At 68.5% G+C, this 23173-nt stretch carries 19 protein-coding genes; 7 read left to right on the forward strand and 12 right to left on the reverse strand.

Going from position 1 to position 23173, the window contains the following annotated elements; all coding sequences use genetic code 11:
* Positions 1 to 92 precede the first annotated feature (92 nt).
* Positions 93 to 1577 carry a sulfatase family protein gene (locus BLU38_RS13690; protein WP_091532410.1) on the reverse strand — a complete coding sequence of 495 codons (1485 nt, stop codon included), beginning with the start codon at positions 1575 to 1577 and terminating at the stop codon, positions 93 to 95.
* A gap of 255 nt (positions 1578 to 1832) precedes the next feature.
* A complete protein-coding gene (locus BLU38_RS13695) occupies positions 1833 to 2315 on the reverse strand; it encodes a winged helix-turn-helix transcriptional regulator (protein WP_091525630.1) in 483 nt (160 codons plus the stop codon).
* A gap of 109 nt (positions 2316 to 2424) precedes the next feature.
* Here BLU38_RS13695 and BLU38_RS13700 point away from each other — a divergent pair, with 109 nt between their 5' ends.
* Positions 2425 to 3342 (forward strand): ketopantoate reductase family protein, encoded by a 918-nt coding sequence (locus BLU38_RS13700; RefSeq protein ID WP_091532412.1) that lies wholly within the window; start codon positions 2425 to 2427, stop codon positions 3340 to 3342.
* A gap of 15 nt (positions 3343 to 3357) precedes the next feature.
* On the opposite strand, the gene BLU38_RS31710 is transcribed toward BLU38_RS13700, so the two are convergent.
* The gene (locus BLU38_RS31710; RefSeq protein ID WP_231920332.1) at positions 3358 to 3486 is read right to left on the reverse strand and encodes a DLW-39 family protein; all 129 of its coding nucleotides are present in this window, start codon (positions 3484 to 3486) and stop codon (positions 3358 to 3360) included.
* A 197-nt stretch (positions 3487 to 3683) separates the two neighbouring features.
* Between BLU38_RS31710 and BLU38_RS13705 the strand changes: the two genes are divergently transcribed.
* The 4 genes from BLU38_RS13705 to BLU38_RS13720 all read left to right on the forward strand — a co-directional run bounded on the left by BLU38_RS13705 (position 3684) and on the right by BLU38_RS13720 (position 9425).
* A complete protein-coding gene (locus BLU38_RS13705) occupies positions 3684 to 5339 on the forward strand; it encodes a sensor histidine kinase (RefSeq protein WP_172836136.1) in 1656 nt (551 codons plus the stop codon).
* Entirely contained in the window at positions 5336 to 6007 is a 672-nt protein-coding gene (locus tag BLU38_RS13710; RefSeq protein WP_091525634.1) for a response regulator, read from the forward strand. The genes BLU38_RS13705 and BLU38_RS13710 overlap by 4 nt, the downstream gene beginning before the upstream one ends.
* Positions 6008 to 6165: 158 nt before the next feature.
* The gene (locus BLU38_RS13715; RefSeq protein WP_091525636.1) at positions 6166 to 6921 is read left to right on the forward strand and encodes an ABC transporter ATP-binding protein; all 756 of its coding nucleotides are present in this window, start codon (positions 6166 to 6168) and stop codon (positions 6919 to 6921) included.
* On the forward strand, positions 6921 to 9425 hold the full coding sequence (locus tag BLU38_RS13720; RefSeq protein WP_091525638.1) for an ABC transporter permease: 2505 nt from the start codon (positions 6921 to 6923) through the stop codon (positions 9423 to 9425). Before BLU38_RS13715 ends, BLU38_RS13720 begins: the two co-directional genes overlap by 1 nt.
* Before the next feature lie 80 nt (positions 9426 to 9505).
* Here BLU38_RS13720 and BLU38_RS13725 read toward each other — a convergent pair whose 3' ends face one another.
* Together BLU38_RS13725 and BLU38_RS13730 are read right to left on the reverse strand one after the other, a co-directional pair.
* The gene (locus tag BLU38_RS13725) at positions 9506 to 10258 is read right to left on the reverse strand and encodes an SDR family oxidoreductase (RefSeq protein ID WP_091525640.1); all 753 of its coding nucleotides are present in this window, start codon (positions 10256 to 10258) and stop codon (positions 9506 to 9508) included.
* Positions 10259 to 10361: 103 nt separating this feature from the next.
* Entirely contained in the window at positions 10362 to 11747 is a 1386-nt protein-coding gene (locus BLU38_RS13730) for an NAD(P)/FAD-dependent oxidoreductase (protein ID WP_091525642.1), read from the reverse strand.
* Between the two features lie 738 nt (positions 11748 to 12485).
* On the opposite strand from BLU38_RS13730, the gene BLU38_RS13735 reads away from it, so the two are divergent.
* Positions 12486 to 13109, forward strand: a complete 624-nt coding sequence (locus tag BLU38_RS13735; protein WP_407939684.1) for a DinB family protein — start codon at positions 12486 to 12488, stop codon at positions 13107 to 13109.
* Positions 13110 to 13227: 118 nt separating this feature from the next.
* Here the strand turns inward: BLU38_RS13735 and BLU38_RS13740 are convergent, their stop codons facing one another.
* Complete coding sequence (locus tag BLU38_RS13740) at positions 13228 to 14217, reverse strand: RNA polymerase sigma-70 factor (protein WP_172836138.1); 990 nt, start codon at positions 14215 to 14217, stop codon at positions 13228 to 13230.
* Between the two features lie 223 nt (positions 14218 to 14440).
* Between BLU38_RS13740 and BLU38_RS13745 the strand changes: the two genes are divergently transcribed.
* Positions 14441 to 16261, forward strand: a complete 1821-nt coding sequence (locus tag BLU38_RS13745; RefSeq protein WP_091525646.1) for a DUF2207 domain-containing protein — start codon at positions 14441 to 14443, stop codon at positions 16259 to 16261.
* 42 nt (positions 16262 to 16303) lie between these two features.
* On the opposite strand, the gene BLU38_RS13750 is transcribed toward BLU38_RS13745, so the two are convergent.
* From BLU38_RS13750 to BLU38_RS13775, 6 genes are read right to left on the reverse strand one after another with little or no spacing between them, the layout of a single operon-like run.
* Complete coding sequence (locus BLU38_RS13750; RefSeq protein WP_157683447.1) at positions 16304 to 17719, reverse strand: serine hydrolase domain-containing protein; 1416 nt, start codon at positions 17717 to 17719, stop codon at positions 16304 to 16306.
* Positions 17720 to 17776: 57 nt separating this feature from the next.
* On the reverse strand, positions 17777 to 18622 hold the full coding sequence (locus BLU38_RS13755; RefSeq protein WP_157683448.1) for an ATP-binding cassette domain-containing protein: 846 nt from the start codon (positions 18620 to 18622) through the stop codon (positions 17777 to 17779).
* Positions 18619 to 19668 carry an ABC transporter ATP-binding protein gene (locus BLU38_RS13760; RefSeq protein WP_091525652.1) on the reverse strand — a complete coding sequence of 350 codons (1050 nt, stop codon included), beginning with the start codon at positions 19666 to 19668 and terminating at the stop codon, positions 18619 to 18621. The genes BLU38_RS13755 and BLU38_RS13760 overlap by 4 nt, the downstream gene beginning before the upstream one ends.
* Positions 19665 to 20597, reverse strand: a complete 933-nt coding sequence (locus BLU38_RS13765; RefSeq protein WP_091525654.1) for an ABC transporter permease — start codon at positions 20595 to 20597, stop codon at positions 19665 to 19667. The genes BLU38_RS13760 and BLU38_RS13765 overlap by 4 nt, the downstream gene beginning before the upstream one ends.
* Entirely contained in the window at positions 20594 to 21526 is a 933-nt protein-coding gene (locus BLU38_RS13770; RefSeq protein WP_091525656.1) for an ABC transporter permease, read from the reverse strand. Before BLU38_RS13770 ends, BLU38_RS13765 begins: the two co-directional genes overlap by 4 nt.
* Before the next feature lie 25 nt (positions 21527 to 21551).
* Positions 21552 to 23114, reverse strand: coding sequence for an ABC transporter substrate-binding protein (locus BLU38_RS13775; RefSeq protein ID WP_091525658.1), 1563 nt, complete (start codon positions 23112 to 23114; stop codon positions 21552 to 21554).
* Between the last annotated feature and the right edge of the window lie 59 nt (positions 23115 to 23173).

Genomic DNA, 23173 nt, shown 5'->3' on the forward strand with positions numbered 1-23173 from the left:
GTGGTCTGGTTGACCATTGAGCGTCGGCAACGCCGCCAGCGCGCCGCTCTGGGGCCGCGCAGTAGGCGCCCGTCCACGGATCGAGGCTCAGCTCACCAGAACGCCTTCCGCGGTTGACTGCGATCCTCGGTGGCGACCAGCACGTCCAGCGTCAGTTCGGTCATCTCGGCCCGCAAACCGGCGCTGTCCGGCCGATCCCACAGATTGATCAACTCCTGCGGGTCGGCGGCGAGATCGTAGAGCTCGCCGGTCCGTTCCCGGGAACTGCTCGGCTGTCCGTGGTGGGTGACGATCTTGATGTCGCCGCGACGCACCATCGTGGTGTGCACCGGCGGATCGTACGGGTGTCCGCTGTTGCGGTATTCGCTGAGCGCCCAGCCGCGGTGGCCGGTGGTGCTGCCGTCGGCCAGGCCCAGCAGCGACATGCCCTGGCAGGCGGGCAGCTCCGCTTCGGCGACCTCGGTCAGCGTGGCGGTCAGATCGATCCACTCCACCAACTCACTGATCACGGTCCCGGCCGGGATTCGCCCCGGCATCCTGATCAGCAGCGGGACCTTGATCGCGCAGTCGTACATCATCGGACCCTTCAGCATCAGCTGATGATCACCGAGCATCTCGCCGTGGTCGGAGGTGAAGATCACCATCGTGTCGTCGGCCAGGCCCTCGGCGTCCAGGGTGTCCAGGATCCGTCCCACCTCGTCGTCGATCAGACTGACCATCGCGTAGTAGCTGGCCTTGATCTCCTGCAGATCGTCGGCGGAGTAGTCCCGATAGCCGGGGGCGTGACCGCCGTAGGACCTCTCCGAGGCCTCGGTGAGGATCGGCGGCTTGTCGGCCAGCTCGCCATCGACCGTGTTCGGCCGGGACAACTGGTCGGGGCGGTACCGGTCCCGATACTCCTTCGGTGCGCCGAAGGAGTGGTGCGGATCGAAGAAGTTCGCGATCAGGAAGAACGGCTCTTCCGGCGGTCGCGATCCGGTCAGATACCGTACCGTCTCCTCGCCGACCCAATGCGAGTAGTGCGCCTCGGTCGGTACCACGTCGATCGGCGAACCGCCGACGCCGGCGGTCTTCCCCCGGTTGGGGTCGTCCCGACGCTTACCCAGCACGTCCTCGTACACATCGGGATGGGCCACCGACAACCACCGGTGGTACGCGTTCTCCGAGCTTCCGCGGTAAGGATCATGGGCCCATTGCCAGACCCGGAAGCCCGGCGACTTCTCCTCGGTGCGGCCGGCGAAACAGGCGTCCAGGTGCCATTTGCCGATCAGTCCGCAGTCGTAGCCCGCTTCGGCGAGCGCCTGCGGGAGGAGGCGGGTGCCGGTGGGCATCTGAACGCCGTTGGCATACAAGCCATGGTTGTGGACATATTGCCCGCTCATCAGCGATGCCCGGGACGGAGCGCACACCGGTGCCTGCACGTAGCAGTTCTCATACACCGCCGACTGGGCGGCCAACCGATCAAGGTTCGGGGTGTCGATCTCGGTGTTGCCGTAGGCCTTGAGGGTGTCGAAGCGTTGCTGGTCGGTGCAGATCAGCAGGATGTTGGGGCGACCCTGGTCGGGTTGGTCGGGCATCGATGTCCTTGTCTGGAAGGGATTCAGGTCCTGGCTCCGGTCCTCGACCAACCTTCTCATGATCTGCGCCGACTCGGTCAAGGACGGCGCCGCGGAGGGGCCTGAACAATTGGCTCGTCGTGAGCGCCCGATGTGCGTGCGGGGGGCACGTCGCGGGAGCGACGGCGGGCCGCGGCCTGTCGGGCGAGCGCGGCGCCGCCCGTGTGCGTGCGGCGTGGCGCGCTGCAGAGCGAGTTGTTCAGCGCCCTCCTGGGGTCACTCCGCGAGCGAGATCGGGGTCCTCGGATCGCGGGCACGGAACCAGATCGTGTTGCTCCGGGTGAGTGGGCGGCGGCAGCCGGTACACCAGTCCGCCGATCGGGCGTCGGTTCCGCAGTCCGCACAGCGGACGGTCATGATCCGTCCGGGGTCCGGGCTGGTGGTGTGGCCGGCACCCCAACGCGCGACGGCGTGCAGCACGGGCAAGGTGTCGGCACCCGACGGCGTCAGCCGGTACTCCCAGCGCGGCCGCACCGATCCGGCGTAGGCGACCTTGTCCAGCAGTCCGGCGTCGACGAGTTCGGCCAACCGCCGGCTCAGCACCGCATCGGAGATCCCGAGATCGGATCGGATCGGATCGAATCGCCGGTTCCCGGCGAACACTTCGCGCAGGATCAGCAGCGCCCATGCGTCGCCGAGCACATCGACGCCGCGCGCGATCGGGCAGACCTGCTCCGACCAGTTCGTTCGCAATGCCATCCGCGACCACCTCCTGATCTCCATCGGTCTCCTTCTCCGAGACTCGCTGTCCGCGGCAACACCCATACTGTAGCTTTCTTCACGATAGCTATTACGCGGAGGAGTGCTGATGCGGATCCTGATCGTCGGTGCCGGCGCGGTCGGCGGCTACTTCGGTGCGCGATTGGCCCGGGCCGGCCGCGACGTCACCTTCCTGGTCCGGCCGGCGCGTGCGCAGCGGCTTCGCGAGAGCGGCCTGGCCGTCGCCTCGCCGGCCGGCAACGATGTCGTCTCCCCCACGGTGCTCACCCGGGAGCAGATCACCGACAGTTACGACGTGATCCTGCTGACCGTGAAGGCCTACGGACTGGCCGCCGCACTCGATGATCTCGGGCCGGCCGTCGGTCCGGAGACGGTGATCATCCCGACCCTGAACGGGATCGCGCACATCGATCAGTTGCAGCGCCGCTTCGGATCCGAGCGGGTCTTCGGCGGCGTCTGCGTGATCGCCGCCCAGCTCGACGCCGACGGCACGATCCGACATCTGGGCATGGATCCGTCGCTCCGGTTCGGTGAACTCGACGGTCCGATATCACCACGGGCACAAGAGATCGGCGCGCTGTTCACGGTGCCCGGATTCGACGTCACGCTGTCGGAGGCGATCCTCACCGACCTCTGGGAGAAGTGGGTCTTCCTGAGCTCAGCGGCGGCGACGACGTGTCTGCTCGACGGCACGATCGGGGAGATCGCCGCTGCCGGCGGCGAGGGGGTCGTGCACGCCATCATCGACGAGGCGACGGCGGTCGCGCGGGCTGCCGGGCGGCCGCCCCGACCGGCCTCCGATCGACGGACCCGCAGCGTGCTGACCACTGCCGGGTCGACCTTCACCGCCTCGATGTTCCGCGATCGCGCGGACGGGCTGCCGATCGAGCGTGAGCAGATCATCGGCGATCTGGTCGACCGCGGCCGGGCCGCCGGCCTGGCGCTGCCGTTGCTGACCGCGGCGAACGTCACGCTGACCGGCTACGAGCAGCGCAGGACGTGCTGACCGGGCGCGGCGTTCTCAGACCCCAGGGCTGACGTGATCGGTGGCCTCGGCCCACAGGTCGGCCTCGGCGGTCTTGCGGGTGTATTGCCGGACCAACACCGCGACACCTCCGGCGACGGCGAGGGCGAGCAGGAACTTCTTCATCACACCAGCCTACCGACTCCCGACCACGGATCGGCCGGACGACAGCAAGGATCGGCCTGGTGGTGCGGCCGGATCGCCGGCAGCACCACACCCGCACGACCACCACACCCGTACGACACGGGTCCGGGTCGGCGGCGGCAACCTCAGACCCAGGTCCGATGGGTCGGAGTCCGGCCCGGCTTACGCTGGCTGTTGTCATGACCCACCAGCAGCATCGGTCCGCCGGCATGCCCGGAGCCGCCCCCACGCCGGCCGCCGAACCCTCATCGGGCGATCCGGAGGGTGCGGCGCACCGCACCGGGTTCACCGGGGCCGTCCGTACCGTGCTCGGACTGGCCGGCACCGGCCGGTCCGAGGGTGGACTCCCGCACGCCAGCGGCAGCGACCCGGATCGGGCGTTCCTGTTCGACGTCGCCACCGGGCTGCTGCTGGCCGCGTCCTGCGGACTCCTCGACAGCACCTATGGTGGCGCCACGTTGCTGGCCTCGCTCGGGCTGACGCTGCCCTGGGCGGTCCGGCGGCGGTGGCCGCTGGTCGCGTTGATCGTGGCGACGTTGGCCGCGCTGTTCCAATTGGTGGTCTCCGACCAGCCGCTGTTCGCGATCGTCGCCGTGCCGGCCCTGATCTACACGTTCGCCCGCTGGACCAATCGCACCTTCGCCCGGACCGGGCTGGCGGTCGGGCTGGCCGGCGCCTTCCTCGGCCCGATCCGCTGGGCGCTACCGACCTCCCCGGCATCGATCGGTGTCTTCGTGGTCACCGCGCTGGCATGTTCGGGGCTGGTCGCACTGGCCTACGTGATCGGCAGCCGCCGCCGGGAACGCGCCGAACGCGTGCACCAGGCCGTGCAGACCCGGATCGAACGCGAACGGCTGATGGCCGCCGAGCAGGAGCAGCGCTCACGGGTTGCAACCATCAACGAGCGGAACCGGATCGCCCGCGAGTTGCACGACATCGTCGCGCACTCGCTGTCGGTGATCGTGGTGCAGGCCGAGGGTGGACGAGCGCTGGCGACCAAGCGGCCGGAGAAGGCGCCGGAGGTGTTGAGCACGATCGCCGACACCAGCCGGGAGGCGTTGGCCGAGATGCGGCAGATGGTCGGTCTGCTGCGCAGCGGCGGTGCGCCGGGTGAGACCGGCCGGGCCGGCAGCCCGGAGAGCTATCTGCCCACCCCCGGACTGGACGATCTGCCCGACCTGGTCGCACGCACCGGCGACCGCTTCGACCTGACCGAGTACGGCGCCCGACCGGCGGTCAGCCAGGCGCTCGGCCTCAGTGTCTACCGGGTGGTGCAGGAGTCGCTGACCAACGTGTTGAAGCACGCCGGGCCGTCCGCGCATGCCGCCGTCGGTGTCACCTATGCGCCGGAGGGGATCGGCATCCGGGTGGTCGACAACGGCAAGGGACCCGATGCCACCAGCGACGGCAAGGGCCATGGCGTCCGCGGGATGGGCGAACGGGTCGCCCTGCACGGCGGCACCGTGTCGGCCCTGCCCCGTGCCGGTGGTGGCTTCGAGGTGCTGGCCTGGTTGCCCTACCCGAATCATCCGGCCCAACAGCCGGGCTATCCCCGGCGCCCTGCCGATCCTCCCGGGCGTCCCGATGCTCCCGGACGCCCCGAACAACCCGGCCACCCCGAACAACCCGGCTACCCCGAACAACCCGGCTACCCCGAACAACCCGGATACCCCGCGCAACCCGGCTTTCCCGAACGATCCGGTTACCCTGAACGACCGGCCCACCGGCCACGCCCGGACCACCACCAGACCGCGACAGGACCCATGATCACCGATCCGCGAAGCTCGCAGCCGGACCCGACCGACCCCTACCGCGGGGAGGGGGCACGGCGATGACCACCTCCGTCTTCCTGGCCGATGATCAAGGACTTGTCCGCGGCGGCTTCCGGATGTTGATCGAGGCCGAAGATGATCTTGACGTGATCGGTGAGGCGGCCGACGGTGCCAGCGCGGTACGGATGCTGCAGCAGCGACCCGCCGATGTCGTGCTGATGGACATCCGGATGCCGATCATGGACGGCGTCGAGGCGACCCGCCGGCTGGTGTCGGCCGGGTTGGCAACCCGGGTGCTGATCCTCACCACCTTCGATCTCGACGAGTACGTCTTCGCGGCCTTGAAGGCCGGCGCCTCCGGCTTCCTGCTGAAGGACGCCCGGCCGGAGGACCTGTTGTCCGCGATCCGTAATGTCGCGGGCGGTGATGCAGTGGTCGCCCCGAGTGCCACTCGGCGACTGCTGGCCCACGTGGTCCGGTCGCTGCCGGGTGAGGGCAGTGCCGATCATGGTGAGAAGGTCGACCTGTTGACCTCCCGTGAGGTCGAGGTGCTGCAGCAGATCGCCGCCGGCGCCACCAACGCCGAGATCGCGAGCACCCTGTACATGGCGGAGGGGACGGTCAAGACCCACATCGGCCGGCTGCTGTCCAAGCTGGACTGCCGGGACCGGGTCAGCCTGGTGCTCTTCGCGTTCGAGGCCGGGCTCGCCGACCCGTACGCGCCGCGCTGATCGGCAGCTGAGCCCGTACTCCCAGCCGGGTCGGACCCTGGGGGTAGTACGGGCGGAGTCGGAAGGCACCGCGCTCCGATGTGATCACCGTGCCCCCAATCGTACGTTCGTGTTGGCTCGTCGATCCGACGCGAACCCCAACGTACGAAGGGAATCCGATGTCCGCACCCGCGATGACACCGACCACGACCCGGGTGGCAGCCCGCGGTCAGGACGTGACCAAGATCTACGGCAGTGGTGATACCGCCGTGACCGCCCTGGACGGGGTCACCGTCGACTTCGGAACGGGGACGTTCACCGCGATCATGGGACCGTCCGGATCGGGCAAATCGACCCTGATGCACTGTCTGGCCGGGTTGGACACGCCGACCGGTGGTCGGATCACGATCGGCGACATCGAGATGACCGGGCTCCGGGATCGGGACCTCACCACGGTCCGCCGGGACCGGATCGGCTTCGTCTTCCAGTCCTTCAATCTGCTGCCGACCCTGACCGCACGGCAGAACGTCCTGCTCCCCCTCGACCTCGCCGGCCGGCGCGCCGACGCCGAGCGGTTCGGCACCCTGGTCGACTCCCTCGGCCTGTCCGACCGTCTTGATCATCGTCCGAGCGAGTTGTCCGGCGGACAGCAGCAGCGGGTGGCCATCGCCCGGGCGTTGATCACCGGCCCGGAGGTCGTCTTCGCCGACGAACCGACCGGTGCGCTGGACTCTCGGACGGCCGCCACCCTGCTCGGATATCTGCAGCATTCCTGTCGAGAGCTCGGTCAGACCATCGTGATGGTCACACACGACCCGATCGCCGCGTCGTACGCCGACCGGGCGCTGCTGCTCAGCGACGGCCGGATCACCGACGCCATCGCCGACCCGGACACCGATGCCGTGTTGGCCGCGATGAAGCGGCTGGAAGCCTGATGCCCGCACTCTCCCCGGCGGCCGGGACCGCCCGACCGACCCGGCGGGTCATGATCAGCATTGCAGCGAGCCAGCTGCGCCGGCACCCCGGACGGATCGTGGCGGTGCTGCTGGCGGTGACGATCAGCGTCGGCTATCTGGTGGCGACGCTGGGATTCATGGCGACCGAGACCCATGCCATCACCAGCCAGGTGACGGCCCGTACGGCCGGTGCCGATGTGGTGATCAGCTCCGACGGACTCAATCCGGCCGAGCTCACCGAGCGGTTGCCGGCGATCCGCGAGACCGCCGGGGTAACCGCTGCCGAACCTGCTTACGAACTGCGCAGCAGCCTCGACCGGTCGTCCTCGATCGACCTGCAGAATCTGCCGTCCGACGACCGGTTGCGCTGGGCGCGGCTGAGTTCGGGACAGTGGCCCCGGCAGACCGATCAGCTCGCGCTCGGCCGGACCGCGGCCGAGACCAATCGGGTCGGCGTCGGCGACCGGGTCTCGGTCGAGGTCGGTGACAAGACCCGCACCATGACCGTGACCGGCATCACCGACGAGACCAAGTCGCTGTTCTCGGGCCAGGCCCAGACCGGGTTCGTCACCGACGGCTTGATCCACGCAGCGGACCACTCCCCGACCGGGCAGCCGCAGGTCGAGCTGCTGGTGATCGGCGACGGCAGCGTCGGTGATCAACAACTCGCCGACCGCCTGGCTCACGTGCTCGGGTCCGGTGTCACGGTGCAGACCCAGGCCGCCTACGGCGCGGAACGGGTCACGTCGTTGACCGCCGGTGCCGACGTGTTCCAGAGCCTGTTGTTGATCTTCGGTGCGATCGCCCTGCTGGTCGGTGCGATCTTGATCGTGAACACGTTCCTGATCCTGTTGGCACAGCGGCGCCGTCAGGTCGGCCTGTTGCGGGCGGTCGGCGCCAGCGGCGCCCAGGTGCGCCGCAGCATGCTGGTCGAGGCGTTGCTCACCGGTGCGATCGGGTCGGCGCTCGGGGTCGGCCTCGGGGTTGCCGCGACGGCTGCGGCGACGGCCTTCACCGGGAGTCTGCCGGGGGGTCTGGTGATCCCACCGACCGTGGCGATCGCAGCCGGTGTCGGGTTGCTGGTCACCCTGCTGGCGGCGATCGGTCCGTCGGGTCGGGCCACCCGGGTGAGTCCGCTGGAGGCGTTGCGTCCGGTCGACGACGCCGCCACCGCGCTCCGCGGCTCGGCCCGCAGCGCCGTCGCGGCTGCTGTCCTCGCTGTTCTCGGCGGTGGGCTGATCATCCTCGGCCTGCGGACGACGCTGCAGCCGTTGCTGCTGTGCATCGCCGGCTCGATGCTGATCGCGATCGCCGTCCTGCTCGGCGCCAAGATCTACTTCCCGCTGGTGCTCCGGTTGATCGGCTTGCTGACTCGCGGCCTCGGTCCGGTCGGCCGGCTGGCGACCGCGAACACCGCCCGTAATCCCGGCCGGGCCGCAGCGACCGGCGCGGCTCTGATGTTGGCCACCGGCCTGATCGTCACCCTGCAGGTCGGCGCGTCGAGCGTGAAGGCGTCCACCAACCTCACCCTCGATCAGCATTACCCGGTCGACGTGACCGTGACCGGCCCGGATCCGTTGCCGGCGGAGGTCGTCGGTCAGGTCGGCCGGACCGACGGCATCGCTGCCACCGCGACCCTCCGCTCCGCCGATGTGACCCTGCGTCACGGCCAGGACCGGATCGAGCTGCCGCTGCAGGCCGGCGCCGATGTCGGCCGGGTGATCAACCCGGGTGCGGGCGGCGTCCCTGCCGACCGGGTCCTGATCGACGAGTATCTGGCCCGATCGTCCGGGATCAAGGACGGCGATCGGGTGACCGTCGAGCACGGCGGCACGACCCGGACGCTGATCGCCCGGCCCAGCCGGATCGCCGCCGACAACATCGCCCTGGTCACGCCCGCCGTGCTGTCGGAGATCGCGCCGTCCGCTCCGGTCACGACGGTCTGGGCCAAGGCAGGTCCGGGCGCCGACGTCGCCAAGATCAACAGTGCGCTGACGGCACTGACCGATGATCATCGCAGCCTGCAGCTCAGCGGGTCACTGACGATGAAGGCGGCCTACGCCACCCTGCTCGACACGCTGCTCACCGTCGCCACCGTGCTGCTCGCGGTCGCCGTGGTGATCGCGTTGATCGGTGTCGGCAACACCCTCGGCCTGTCGGTGATCGAACGGAGTCGGGAGTCCGCGCTGTTGCGTGCGCTCGGTCTGCACCGTCGACAACTGCGGTTGATGCTCGCCGTCGAAGCGGTGCTGCTGGCCGTCGGTGGGGCGCTGATCGGCATCGCCGCCGGTGCCTTCTTCGGCTGGGTCGGCACCGCCGCGCTGGGGTCGGAACTGGACTACAGCACCACGGTGTTCTCGATGTCGGCGACCCAGACCGGAGCCGTTGCGGCGGTCGCGATCATGGCCGGCGTGCTGGCGTCGGTGTTACCGGCCCGCCGCGCCGCGCGAGCCACACCGGTCTCCGCCCTGGTGGAGACCTGACAGGATCGTAGAGACGAGCAGCGCAGGCGACCCGGCGAGATGGTCCGGGTCGCCTGCCTGCCGCTGTTGACGGGATCGAGTCACTTCCGGCCGTCGGTGGCGAGCCATTGGGCGAAGGTCACGGTGCCGAGTCGTGCGTCCGGACCGGCGGTGATCGAATCGTCGGTCAGTTCGGTGCCGAAGTAGCGGGCGTGCTCGTCGGCCTGCACGGTCCGTGGATCGTGATCGGCCTCCAACACTCCGCGCATCAGGTCGGGGAAGGCGATCCGCTCCGGGCCGGCGATCTCGAAGAATCCGTTGACCGGTTGGGAGATCGCCGCTCTGGTCACCTCGGCGGCGACGTCGGACGCGGCGATCGGCTGCAGTCGGGCTGCCGGTACGCGGACGGTGCTGCCGTCGGTCGCAGAGTCCGCGATCGCCCGCATGAACTCCATGAACTGGGTCGCGCGGACGATCGTGTACGGCACGCCGCCGTCCTTGATCACCTGCTCCTGGGCGATCTTGGCTCGCATGTAGCCGCTGTCCGGCACCCGGTCGGCGCCGACGATGGTCAGCGCGACGTGGTGTCCGACCCCGGCATTGGCCTCGGCCTTGAGCAGATTGCCACCCGCGGTCCGGAAGAAGTCCAGCACCGCGGCATCCTCGAAGGACGGCGAGTTGGCCAGGTCGACCACGACCTGCGCCCCGGCCAATACCTCGTCGAGCCCTTCACCGGTGTAGCTGTTGACTCCGCTCGACGGCGACGCCGCGACGGCCTGATGTCCTTGCTGCGTGAGGTTCTGCACCACCTTGCTGCCGATCAGTCCGGCGCCGCCGATCACGATGATCTTCATGGTTTCCTTCCGTTGTGGTGCCCTGGTCCGGGCATCCGAGCTTTGTGATGAAAGACCCGTTCGTGCTGAGAAGACGGTCCCGTCAGGAAGACAGGACGGCCCACTACTTCGTGACAACCGACGGGCGATGATGAGCGGCGTCCGCCGGGTGATGATCAGTGACAGCCGCCGGTGCACCGATCTCACCGCCGGTGACGAAGGCGTCCCGGGGATGCTCCACCGAGGCCAACGACACCGTGTCCCGGCCGAAGATCAGCGCGGCCAACCAGACCGCCGACACCCGTACGGTCCGTTCGACGCTGGGCACGGCGAGGACGTGATAGCCGCGGTGCATCAGCCAGGCCGGCAGACCCTTGATCACGATCGGTCCGCGCTGGTAGATCCCGCGGCCGACTCCCAGGGTGGCAACCGATCCCAGGCTGTGGTGCAGATAGCTCCGGGTCGGTCGGCCACGCAGATCGGCCAGCAGGTTGTGAGCCAGCAGCTTGCCCTGGCGGAATGCGTGCTGAGCGTTCGGCACGGTGGTGGGGCCGGGTTGGTCCGCGGCCAGGTCCGGCACCGCCGCGTCGTCGCCGGCCGCCCAGGCGTCGGGGACCGGTTCGCCGTCGGCCAGGATGCGCAGATCGGCGGCGGCGATCAGCCGGCCGCGTTCGTCGGTCGGCAGGTCGGTGTGCCGGTGGACGACCGGATTGGCAGCGTTCCCGGCGGTCCAGACGATCAGTCCGGAGTCGAACGCCGCGCCGTCGGACAGCTCGACGTGGCCGTCGACGGCGGACCTGACCTGGGTGTTCAGATGGATCACCGCACCCCGCCGCTGCAGCGACCGCAGCACCCATCGCCCGGAGTCGATCGACACCTCGGGCAGGATCCGGCCGGATGCCTCCACCAGATGGAACTGCAGCTCATCCGCGGTGATCCGTGGGTAGCGCTTCACGATCGCCGCGGTCAGCGAGAGCAGTTCACCGAACCCTTCGACGCCGGCGAACCCGCCGCCCACAAAGGTGATGGTGAGCAGCTTGTCCCGCTCCGGGCCGGCCGGCAGTTCCTCGGCCCGATCCAACGCGGTGAGCAGCCGGTCCCGGATGGCGACCGCTTCTTCGACGTGCTTCATCCCGATCGCCTGGTCGGCGATCCCGGGCACCGGGAACCGACGGGTGACCGCCCCGGCGGTCACGGCGATGATGTCGTAACTGAGCCGATAGTCCTCGCCGGCGATCGGCCGGACCGTCACCTGTCGGTGCGCGTGGTCGACCGCGGTCACCGTGCCGGAGACGATCGTCGTCCGGCGCAGGTGCCGACGCAGCGGCACGGCGGCGTGTCGGGCTTCGATCGATCCGGCCGCGACCTCGGGCAGGAACGGTTGATAGGTCATGTACGGACGCGGGTCGACGACGGTCACCTCGGCTTCTCCCGGGTGCAGCCGCTTCTCCAACTCGCGGGCCGCGTTGAAGCCGGCCGAGCCGGCACCGACGATCAGGATGCGTTTCATCTGAACCTCTTGTCCTGGGGATGTTCCCTCATCAGCAGGACAAGGCAGCGGGTCGTTCTGTGACACCAGCCGCGCGAACACTTCCACGGTCCGGATCGAAAAGTGCCGGATCGATCACCGGGCACGCGAGCAGCGGCCCGCAGCCGCGGGGCACCGATCTCTTCGGGCTACTGCGGCCCGCGATGCCCGCCCGCTCGCTGCGTTGCGCTCGTTTGACGGGCCCCGGACCGCCTGCACTCGTGTGCCCCGTGATGCGGACACGCATCGCGGCTCCTCGGAACGCCCGTAGAGATCAGCGCTCCCTCGTGCCCTGCGCCAGGAATCCGGCACATCATTCGACCACCTGACGCGGCAATCTGCTGCGTTGGCGTCAGCTGGCATACACCCGGTAACCGCACCCTCCGCCGCCTTGCAGCTCACCACTTCAGCCTCCCGACTCATGCACCGGATTCCTGGCGCAGGAGACTAGTGGGCTGGATGCCGGATTCCTTGACGTTGAGCGGCGCCCGGACGCGCACATCGCGGCGTCCGGCTCGGTTGCGTTACGTCCGGTAGCCCTTCCCTCGCCGTCCTTGCGCTGCACGCACCTGGACGCCGCCGAACGTCAAGTTGTCCGGCTTGCAACCCACTAGCATGCCGACCATGACGCGCTACGTCGATCAGGACCTGCACGGTGCGGAGTTCCGCGAGTGCGACCTGACCGGGGCACGTCTGATCGGCGTGGTGATGCAGGATGCGGTGATCGACGGGCTGGTGTCCAACCTGGTGGTGAACGGTGTCGAGGTCACCTCCTATGTCGAGGCCGAGCTCGACCGGCGGCATCCTGTCCGGGCGCTGATCCGTTCCGAGGATCCAGCCGATCTCCGCGACGCGTCGCGCCAGCTTCACGCTGCCTGGGCCGCCACGACCGATCGGATACGCCAGCGGCCCGGCATCGAGAATCGCACCGTGAACGACGAATGGTCGGCCGCGCAGACCATGCGCCATCTGGTCTTTGTCCATGACTCGTGGTTCCGCCGCTGCTGCCTGGGGTCGACCGAGCCGTTCACCCCGATCGGCATCGGACCGAACGTCGAGCCCTACCGCGAGGCGAACGGGATCGACCTGTCGCTGGAACCGACGATCGACCGGATCGCGACGGTGCGGGCGAGGCAGACGAAGGAGCTGCACGTCTGGCTCGACCAGGTGACGCCCGCGCAACTGGCGGCTCGAGCGCCGGTGCCCGATGACGATGTCTGGCCGCCCTACGCCCGAGGCCGCTCGGTCCGGCAGTGCCTCGGCACGGTGCTCAACGAGACCTTCGAGCACCATCGCTTCTGCGTCCGCGACCTCGACCTGATCGAGGCGCAGGATGCTCGCTGACGGACACGGCATCGAGCGCGATCCGCGTATCCACACGACGCCTTTCACGCCCGGCTCACTCCTCCGGGGCGGAAATCGACGCTCCAGGTCGAGCCGGTCGTCATTCTGGTCGTCCGGCTCACTCGACCGGCCGCCCGCTGACCTCGTCGTCGGTGAACCCGTTGATCTTGCTCGGTGCGAGCTGCCAGAGGATCTGCTCGATGCCGCCGTCGGACACCGTGAGCACCACCATCGCCGCCACTGCACCGTCCCGTCGTAGCAGTGCCGCGGGACCGCCGTTGGCTTCGACGTAGTCGACCGTGACGCCGGGCCAGAAGCGTGGCGCGAACGCCCGCAGGAACCTGGCCACTGTCGTAGCACCGGACACCGGAATCGGCGCGACACCGCGGACCCGGGTGCCGCCGCCGTCGGAGTAGCTGACCACGTCGGCGCGGAACAGCCGCTCCAGCTCCGGCAGGTCACCGGTGCGCGCCGCGGTGATGAAGGATTCCAGCAGTCGCCGGTGTTGTCCGGCGTCGACCGGCCGATGTCGTTGTTCGGCCAGTCGCTTCCGGGCCCGACTGACCAACTGGCGGGCCGCGACCTCGGAGGTCTGGACGATCTCGGCGATCTGCTCGTACGGGTAGTCGAAGGCTTCCCGCAGGACGTAGCCGGCGCGCTCGGTCGGGGTGAGCTTCTCCATCAGCAGCAGCAACGCCGCATCCAGCGCTGCTGTTCGCTCCGCGCCCAGCTGCGGGTCGGCGGAGGTGTCGACCGGTTCGGGCAGCCAGGGCCCGACGTAGCTCTCGCGTCGGGCGCGTGCAGTCGTCAGCGTGTTGATCGCCAGCCGGGTGATGGCTGTCGCCAGGTAGGCCGGCGGGTTGCGGACGGCGGACCGGTCGGTGGCCTGCCAGCGGATCCAGACCTCCTGCACCAGGTCCTCGGCGTCGGCGACGCTTCCGGTCATTCGGTAGGCGATCCCGAACAGCCGTGGCCGGACTTCGGCGAAGACGGCGTCGGCATCAGGTCGGTCCAGCCCGTTGGGCCGGTCGGCCGACGGGGAGACAGCACCCCCGGACGCCTCGTCCTCGGATAGCCCGTCAACACCCGTCGCGCTGGTCTCCGGCATCGCCGAGATCCTTTCTGGCCGTCCCTGGGCACTCTGACAAACCCTATCCGGCACTGCGATCGCCGGGCCTGCGAACCCGCGACGTCCGGCAGCCGAGTGCCCGTCGACACCAAGAGGCAGCAGGCCGATGTCCTCCGTGGCGCGGAGCCGCGGCTCATCCGTACGGCGGAGGCGATCGACCCACACCTTGCCTAGGCTGGACGGAATGTCGTCGACGAGGTAGGTGTCCGCTGTGCTCCGGAACGTGTTCCGTTGGTTGGCCGTCTTGGTCGTCGGTGTCGCGCTGTCGATCGCGATCTCGCCCACTGCCCGGGCCGACAGCAGCGACGACGACTCGATCACCCGTTACGACGTCCGCGGGACGCTGCGGACCGACGGGTCGCTCGACGTCACGCTGGACTTCGATTTCGATTTCGGGTCCGATGAGGGCCACGGCCCCTACCTGGTGCTGCCGGAACGGATGGCGATCGAGGGCGACCGGGATCACTGGCGATCGCTGCCGATCAGTGAGATCACGGCATCGAGCAAGAATGCTCCGGCCCAGACCGACATCGAACGCGAAGGCGGTGCGGTACTGATCAAGATCGGCGATCCCGATGTCGAGGTGAAGGGCACCCAGACCTATCACGTCACGTACACGATCGGTGGTGTCGTCAACCCGAAGGCCACCGGCAGCGGCCTGGACGAGCTGAGCTGGAACGCGGTCGGTGATCAATGGGAGATCCCGCTGTCCGACGTCAGTGTCACGATCACCACGCCTGCCGAGATCGAACGGGTCGGCTGCTTCACCGGGTCGGACTACGGCACGCCGTGCCGGGAGCAACCGACGAAGTCGGGTCGGTCGGCGACCTTCGCCCCCGGCGTCGATCTCGAGCCGGGCGACGGGCTGCAGGTCGTCGCGGGAATGCCGGCCGGCAGTTTCCCCGGAGTACAACCGATCCTGACCGAGCGGTACACCGCCGCCCGGGTGTTCGGGCTCAATCCGGTGTCCGGTGGCGTCGGTGTTGCGGTGCTGGCCGCGGGCGCGATCCTTGCCGTCCGGCTGGTTCGTCGGATCGGCGGTGATCTACGGTTCGCCGGCATTGCACCCGGGCAACAGCCGGCGGCCGGTGAGACCGCCTCGATCGAACGTGACCGGGCGCATCCGGTGGCGGTGCAGTTCCACCCACCGCAGGGGGTGACGCCGGGACAGATCGGCGTCCTGACCGATGCCACGGCGGACCAGAAGGATGTCACCGCGACGGTGATCGATCTGGCCACCCGCGGCTATCTGCGGATCGAGGAGACCGGCGAGGACGCCGACGACTGGCAGCTGGTCGCCACGGACAAGGCCCGGGATGGCCTCCGGCCCTACGAGTCCCGGCTGCTCGCCGACATCTTCGCCAAGGACACGGTGGTCAACCTGAAGCGGGGCGGCATCGTCAAGGCGTCAGGCAAGTGTCAGCAGGCGCTGTACCGCGAGGTCACCGACGAGTTGGGCTGGTACCGCGGCAATCCGAGCACGGTCCGCAGCCGCTGGATCCTGGCCGGCGTCGGGATCCTGGTGATCGGGATCGTCCTGATCTTCGCTCTCGGCTTCACCCTGCGTCTCGGGTTCGTCGGCCTCGGCGTTGCCCTCCTGGGCGTCCTGGTGGCGATCATGGCGATCTGGGCGCCCGGGCGGACCGCGGTCGGCACCGCCGTTCATGATCAGGCGCTGGGATTCAAGGAGTATCTGAAGACCGCCGAGGCCGATCAGATCAAGTTCGAGGAGGGGGTCGACATCTTCTCCCGCTATCTGCCGTACGCGATGATCTGGGGGTTGGCCGAGCGATGGACCAAGATCTTCGCCGAGCTGGCCCGCCGCGGTGTCGACGTGCCCACACCGAACTGGTACGTCGGCGCCGCGGTCTGGTCCTTCTCCGGGTCGGGTGATTCGCCGTTCGTGGACGCGATCAACGGCTTTGATTCCGCTGCCACCACGGCGATGACCGCATCGTCCAGTGGTGGATCCGGCTTCAGCGGCGGTGGCGGTGTCGGTGGCGGTGGTGGCGGCGGCTGGTGAGACCAGCGCGCTGGGGAACCACTGCTGCGACCCTCGGCAGCTTCAGCCGCGACGGACGGTCAGGGTCTGCACCTTCGGCGGGTTGGTCGGGGTCAGCCGGATCTCACACCGCAGCGAGCCGTGGCGGCCCGGAACCGTCCACGCCAGCTGGGCCGGGGTCCTGCTCACCGGCGCCGAGTCGATCAACGCCAACGCCTCGTCGTCCGGCGCGACCTCGGCGACCAGGTCGGCGATCGCCGACGCCCGTCGGGACAGTGCCTCGTCAAGATCGACATTGTCGGCGAACAGGGCCTCGGCCGCGGCATCGTCCCAGCGCCGCAACAGCTGCTCGACCGCGTCCCGCGCTGCGATCGTCTCCGGCCACAGGCCGGGCTCGGCGTCCGGGCGAAGGGTTTCGTCCAAGATCAACTGCAGAGCTCGGGTGACCGGTGCGATCGGTGCGGCGTAGCGCGCATTCTCGAACGCCAGTACGCCGATCCCCGACTCCGGATGCCAGCGCATGTGGGAGCCGAAGCCGGGGTAGCCCCCGGAGTGGGCGGCGATCGTGCCGTGCCTGCCGTTGTCCTCGATCACCAGGCCCATCCCGTAGGACTGTGGATCGACAGCACCGGAGGGGATCGTCGTCTGCGGCGTCTGCATCAGCCGCCGGCTGAGTCGACCCAATGGCTGATCATGATCGTCGAGCTCGGTGAACCCCTCGGTCAGCCAGCCGATCCATTGCGACAGTCCGCGTGCGGTGGCGAACACGCCACCGATCGGTGAGAAAGCACCAGGTGCTGAGAAGTCCTGCGACTCCCACTCGTCGTCGACCTTCACGAATCCGGTTGCCAACCCGTCGGTGCCCTCGACGCCCGTGTCGTAGCCGACCCCGGACAGTCCGAGGGGCTTGATCAGTTCCTCGGTCACCACGTCGACGTAGCCCCTGCCGGTCACGCGTTCGATCACCGCACCGAGCAGAGCAAAACCGAGATTGGAGTACTCGTACTGCCGACCCGGCCGCCCACTGAATCGGATGCCGTCGGCGATGATCGCGGCAAAGGCCTCAGCGGACAAGGATTCCTGGCGATCGGCCCAGGGATCGTCGGTGGGCAGTCCGGCGGCCATCGAGACCAACTGCCGCAGGGTCGGCGCCGCGGACGGCGCTCCGTCCGGGCCGATCATCGGCCCGACCTTGACCAGCGTGTCGATCGGATCGTCCAGACCGACCAGGCCGCGTTCCACCATGATCAGCAGCGCCGCTGCGGTGAAGCTCTTGGTGCAGGAGGCGATCCGGAAGGCGGTGTCGGCGGTCGGCGGCCGACCGTCGCCTCGGTCGCCGAGCCCGTCGGCGTAGATGATCCCGGATCGATCGAAGACCGCGTAGACGCTGCCCGGCGCCCGACCCTGTTCGATCCGCTCGGTGAACAGTTCCCGGACGGCGCTGCGGGTCAGTGAGACCCGGTCGTTGAAGTAGCCCACAGCCCTACCGTAGATGATCTTGCGACCGGCCCGGTTCCTTCCCGGCGGGAGTCCGGTTCAGCGGCTGTAGTCGTCTCCGAGGGCGGTGGTGCGGCGGCCGTCCAGTCGCGGCACCGCTGACAGCAGCCTGCGGGTGTAGTCGTCCTGCGGGTCGGCGAACAGGTCGGCTGCCGGACGGTCCTCGACGATCACTCCCTGATAGATCACCGCGACCCGATCGCACAACGACCGGACGACCGCAAGATCATGCGCGATGAACAGAATGGTCAACCCGAGCTCGGTCCGCAGATCGTCCAGCAGGTTGACGATGCCCGCCTGCACCGAGACGTCCAGCGCCGCCACCGCCTCGTCGGCGATCAACAACCGGGGGTTGACGGCCAGCGCCCGCGCGATCGCCACGCGCTGCCGCTGCCCACCCGACATCCCCGACGGCCGGGAATCCAGCAGCCGGGACGGCAGCTGGACCAGTTCCAGCAGTTCGGCCGACCGGGTCCGCAACTGCCGACGGTCGACGATCCGATGGACGCCGAGCACCTCACCGAGGGTCTGCCGGATCGTCATCCGCGGGTCGAGCGAGGCGTACGGGTCCTGGAAGACCAGCTGGATGGCCCTCCGGTCGACGGTCCGACGACGCGGGCCCAGGACCCGCCCGTCGAAGCGCACCTCACCGCCGTCGTAGCCCTGCAGGCCGCAGACCACCCGGGCCAGGGTCGACTTGCCCGATCCCGACTCGCCGACCAGGCCGACCACTTCGCCGTCGTCGACCCGCAGCGATACCCGGTCCAGTGCGTGCACGGTCTGCGCGTGCCGACCGTGCCCGGTCCGGAAGGTCTGGCTGAGGTCGGTCAGTTCGAGCAGCGGTGCTCGTCCGGCACCGGCGCCGGGCTGGTCCGACAGCGTCATGACGGCACCTCGACTTCGCTTCCCAGCAAGGGATGCAGGCAGGCGACCAGTCGCCCGGCGGCGATCGGCTCGACCGGTACGTCGGTCTGTCGACACTCCTCCGTCGCCCGCGGACATCGATCATGGAACGGGCAGCCGGCGGGCCGGTCGGCCAGCGCCGGCGCCGCTCCTGGGATGGCCTCCAGCCGTCGCACCGGGCCGTCGATCTGTGGCGTGGCCGCCAGCAGCGCGCCGGTGTAGGGATGAGCCGGATGCTCGAACACCGACTGCAGGTGCTGCCCGTCCTCCATCACCCTGCCGGCGTAGAGCACGCTGATCGTGTCGCACAGCTGTGCCACCACCGCGAGATCATGGGTGACGTACAGCAGCGCGGCACCGAGCTCGTCGCGGAGATGGGCGAACAGCCGCAGGATCTGGTCCTGGATGGTGACGTCCAACGCCGTCGTCGGTTCGTCGCAGAGGATCAGCTCCGGCTCGCAGGAGACCCCGGCGGCGATCATCACCCGCTGCCGCAGGCCGCCGGACAGCTCGTGCGGATAGGCGTTCGCCCGGCGGCCCGGATCCGGGACGCCGACCAGCTCCAACAACCGGACGGCCTGCTCCCGCGCGGCCCGTCGGGAAAGCCCTCGATGCTCGCGCAGACCGTCGGCGACCTGGTCGCCGACGCGCAGCACCGGGTTCAGCGCGACGGCCGGCTCCTGGAAGATCATCGTGATGCCGGTACCGCGGATCTGCTGCTGCCAGCGTCCGCCGTCGGCGAGCAGATCCCTTCCCTGGAACAGGATCTGTCCCCCGGTCACCGTCACGTTGGTCGGCAGCAGGCCCATGATCGCGCGCAGCGTCAGGCTCTTGCCGGATCCGGATTCGCCGACCAGGCCGCGGGCCTCGCCGGCCGCCACGGTGAAGGAGACCCGGTCCACCGCGAGTTCGCGGCGGTCCCCCAGATCGACCGCGACCGACAGATCGATCACCTCCAGCAGCGGATCTCCGACTGGGGCGGCCAGCGGTCCGTCGACAAGCTGCGGACCTCGGTCATGCGCGGTCATCGGTTGATCCTCAGTCGATGCGCCAGACCGTCGCCGAGCAGTGACAGCCCGAGGCTGCTGAGCACGGTCGCCGCGGCGGGTACCAGGGTCAGGCTGTAATAGCCGGCGGCGAGGAACTGCTGCCCGTCCGACATCATCCGTCCCCAGTCCGGCGTCGGCGGGGTGATGCCGAGGCCGAAGTAACTGAGCGTCACGATCACTCCGATGTTCATCACGATGTCGCTCATCGCGTACACGATCGCCTGGGTGACCACGTTGGGGATCAGGTGCCGGAAGACGATCCTCGGCCCGCCGATGCCGCCGGCCCGACAGGCCTGGATGAATTCCCGGTCCCGCAGCACCAGCGCCTCGGCCCGGACGATCCGAGCATAGGCGACCCAGCTGACGATACTGATCGCGATGAAGATGCTGGTCTTGCCGCTGCCCAGCACGAACACCAGCGTGATCACCAGGACGTAGAACGGGAACGCCGACACGATGTCGGCGATCCGCATCAGGATCGCATCGAGCCAGCCGCCGACGTAGCCACTGATGGTGCCGACGATGACACCGATCACGAACGGCACCAGCACCGCGATGGTGGCGATCGCCAGGTCCTGCCGGGCGCCGTACAGCAGCCGGGACCAGACGTCCCGTCCGAGATTGTCGGTGCCCAGCAGATGCTTGCCGGAGAAGGGCTGCAGTGCCGCGCTCGGGTCCGGTTGCGCCGGGTCGTAGGAGGTCAGCAGCGGCGCGAACACGGCGGCGCCGACCATGATCACCATGATCAGCAACCCGATCCACATCCCGAGGCCGCCGCCGCGCAGGAACCGTGGGGTCCACAGCCGAAGCGGTGACACTCCGACCTCGGCAACGGTCGGCTGCGCGACGCCGGCGGCGGCCGACGCCGGTTCCAGCGTGTCCAGCGGCCGCTGTTCCGGTGCCGTCATGACAGCCTCACCCGCGGGTCGAGCAACGCGTACACCAGGTCGGTCGCCAGGTAGACCAGGACGACCAAGATCGCGAACACCAGGGTGCAGGCCTGGACCACCGGATAGTCCCGATTCAGGATCCCGGTCATCAGCATCGATCCCATCCCGGGCAGCGCGAAGACCTGCTCGGTGACCAGGGCTCCGCCGGCCAGGCCTCCCACCTGGATGCCGAGGATGCTGACCCCGGAGATGCTGCTGTTGCGCAGCACGTAGCTGATCATCAGCCGCTTGCGGCCAAGCCCCTTGGACCGGCCGAAGGCGACGAACTCGCTGGACAACACCTCGGTCATCGATGCCCGCATGCTGCGCACCAGCAACGGTGCCAGGGCGATGCCGAGGGTGATCGCCGGCAGGATCAACGCATACAGCTTCGTCAGCGGAGTGTCGCCGTAGCCGCCGGCCGGGAAGAGCCGGATCCGCAGCCCGAGCAGGACGATCAGCATGCTGCCGATGAAGAACGACGGCATCCCCTGCACGACCGCGTTGAAGATCCGCACGAACTGCGCCGGCACACCGGGCCGGGTGGCCGCCAGCATCGCCAGTGGCACCGAGATCAGTACGCCGGCGACGGCGCCGAGGACCATCAGCGACAGGGTCACCGGCAGTCGGACCGCGAACAGTTGCACGATCGGTGTCCGGAAGTAGACCGAGTCACCGAGTTGGCCGGTGACCGTCTCCCCGAGGAACCGCAGATACTGCTTGCCCAGGCTCTGGTCCAGTCCCCATTGGTGCCGCAGCGCTGCGATCGCCTGCGGGGTGGCTTTGTCGCCCAGGAACGTGAGCACCGGGTCGCCCGGCGTCAGGTGCATCAGGATGAACGCGATGGTGATCACGCCGTAGATCACCACCAACAGCAGCAGCAGCCGCCTGCCCAGATACCGTGCCACCAGATGGCCCTCTCCGCCCGACGGGCTACTTCGACAGTGAGACGTCGACCAGGTTGTAGTTGCCGGTCGGGAACGGCTTGAAGCCGTGCACGGTGTCGGAGTAGGTGTACAGCCCCGGCGTGTAGTACAGCGGCACGTGCGGCATGTCCTGGTTCACCTTCTGCTGGATCTGGTCGTAGATCTTCTTCCGTGCCGTCTGATCGGTGATCTTGGTCGCCTGGTCGGCGAGTTTGTCCAGTTCCGGGTTCTTGTAGAAGGAGTAGACCGCGTGGGAGCCGCCGTCATAGAGACCGGCGAACCGGATGATCTCGTCGGGGTCGATGATGTCGGTGGTACAGCCGGTGAAGCCGATGTCGAAGTCGCCGGCCTGCCGGGCCGCGTAGCTGGCCGACGCGTCGAGGGTCTTGATCTTGACCTTGATCCCGATCTTGCCCAATGACGCCTGGATCAACTGCGCCGACGTCGCCGAGTCCGAATCGCCGGAGCTGATCAACAGGGTGGTGCTGAAACCGTTCGGCTTGGAGGACTTCGCCAGTGTCGCCTTGGCCGCCTGGAGATCGTAGGCCGGTGGCTTGACCGAATCGTCATGCGCCCACAGCGCCGGGGTCAGGTACGAGGTCGCCGGCTTGCCGTTGCCGAACAGCACGGTCTTGATCAACGCCTGCCGGTCGACGGCCTGAGCGATCGCCTTGCGGACGTTCGGATCGTCGAAGGGCTTGTGTTCATTGTTCATGGTCAGGTAGCTGACCCAACTGGACTCGAACTTGCCGACCTTGACGCCGCTCTGATTCTCCAGCCCCTTGATGGTGGAGTAGGCGGGGCCCTCGTTGATCTGGATCTGGCCGCTCTGAACCTGGGTGGCGCGGGTGTTGCTGTCTCCGACGACGTTGAAGGTGACCGAGTCCAGGTAGGGCCGCCCGGGCTTCCAGTAGTTGGGGTTCTTGACCAGCTTGATCTGTTGGCCTTTGGTCCAGTGATCGAAGCTGAACGGTCCGGTGCCGATCGGCTTCTTGGCGAACTCGTCCTGGCTCATGCCCGCGTAGTCCTTGGGCACGATCGAGTTGGCGTACAGCGCCATGTCCGAGGGCAGCGGCGACCACGGCTTCTTGGTCTTCACCACCACGGTGTGATCGTCGGGGGTCGTCACCGAGGCGATCACGCTGTTGATGAAGGAGAACGGTGCGTCGGACTTGCTGGCCTGCGCGAGGGAGAACTTGACGTCGGCCGAGGTCATCGGCTGGCCGTTGCTGAATTTCACACCGTCACGCAGCGTGAAGGTCCAGGACAACTTGTCGTCCGACTGCTTCCATTCGGTGGCCAGTGACGGCTTCAAGGATTTGCCGTCCGGTGACGGCGCGAGCAGCGTGTCGTACATCTCCTCCATCGTCCAGATCGCGGCGTTGTCGGTCGGCACGGTGGGGACCAGGCTGGTCGGCTCCTCGGCGCGGGCCATCACCAGATCACCCCCGGCCTGCGGCTTCGACCCGTCGGCTCCGGACGTCCCGCCGGGACTGCCCCCGCCACAGCCGGCCACCGCGATGGGCAGGACGGCGGCCGCGATCAGGGTGACGATCTTGGTGCGTTTCATGATGTTCCCTCTCCCCGATGGCCCCGGCCGGTGTGGTCCGGGTTCAAACTGTCGGCTGG

The organism is Microlunatus soli (assembly GCF_900105385.1).
Taxonomy (GTDB): domain Bacteria; phylum Actinomycetota; class Actinomycetes; order Propionibacteriales; family Propionibacteriaceae; genus Microlunatus; species Microlunatus soli.

What these genes read in the sequence shown, in the direction of transcription:
- BLU38_RS13700 (WP_091532412.1), top strand. Translation starts at nt 2,425, where the DNA reads ATGCGGATCCTGATCGTCGGTGCCGGCGCGGTCGGCGGCTACTTCGGT.
- BLU38_RS13720 (WP_091525638.1), top strand. Translation starts at nt 6,921, where the DNA reads ATGCCCGCACTCTCCCCGGCGGCCGGGACCGCCCGACCGACCCGGCGG.
- BLU38_RS13705 (WP_172836136.1), top strand. Translation starts at nt 3,684, where the DNA reads ATGACCCACCAGCAGCATCGGTCCGCCGGCATGCCCGGAGCCGCCCCC.
- BLU38_RS13715 (WP_091525636.1), top strand. Translation starts at nt 6,166, where the DNA reads ATGTCCGCACCCGCGATGACACCGACCACGACCCGGGTGGCAGCCCGC.
- BLU38_RS13730 (WP_091525642.1), bottom strand. Translation starts at nt 11,747, where the DNA reads ATGAAACGCATCCTGATCGTCGGTGCCGGCTCGGCCGGCTTCAACGCG.
- BLU38_RS13690 (WP_091532410.1), bottom strand. Translation starts at nt 1,577, where the DNA reads ATGCCCGACCAACCCGACCAGGGTCGCCCCAACATCCTGCTGATCTGC.
- BLU38_RS13710 (WP_091525634.1), top strand. Translation starts at nt 5,336, where the DNA reads ATGACCACCTCCGTCTTCCTGGCCGATGATCAAGGACTTGTCCGCGGC.
- BLU38_RS13740 (WP_172836138.1), bottom strand. Translation starts at nt 14,217, where the DNA reads ATGCCGGAGACCAGCGCGACGGGTGTTGACGGGCTATCCGAGGACGAG.
- BLU38_RS13775 (WP_091525658.1), bottom strand. Translation starts at nt 23,114, where the DNA reads ATGAAACGCACCAAGATCGTCACCCTGATCGCGGCCGCCGTCCTGCCC.
- BLU38_RS13725 (WP_091525640.1), bottom strand. Translation starts at nt 10,258, where the DNA reads ATGAAGATCATCGTGATCGGCGGCGCCGGACTGATCGGCAGCAAGGTG.
- BLU38_RS31710 (WP_231920332.1), bottom strand. Translation starts at nt 3,486, where the DNA reads ATGAAGAAGTTCCTGCTCGCCCTCGCCGTCGCCGGAGGTGTCGCGGTG.
- BLU38_RS13760 (WP_091525652.1), bottom strand. Translation starts at nt 19,668, where the DNA reads ATGACCGCGCATGACCGAGGTCCGCAGCTTGTCGACGGACCGCTGGCC.
- BLU38_RS13765 (WP_091525654.1), bottom strand. Translation starts at nt 20,597, where the DNA reads ATGACGGCACCGGAACAGCGGCCGCTGGACACGCTGGAACCGGCGTCG.
- BLU38_RS13695 (WP_091525630.1), bottom strand. Translation starts at nt 2,315, where the DNA reads ATGGCATTGCGAACGAACTGGTCGGAGCAGGTCTGCCCGATCGCGCGC.
- BLU38_RS13755 (WP_157683448.1), bottom strand. Translation starts at nt 18,622, where the DNA reads ATGACGCTGTCGGACCAGCCCGGCGCCGGTGCCGGACGAGCACCGCTG.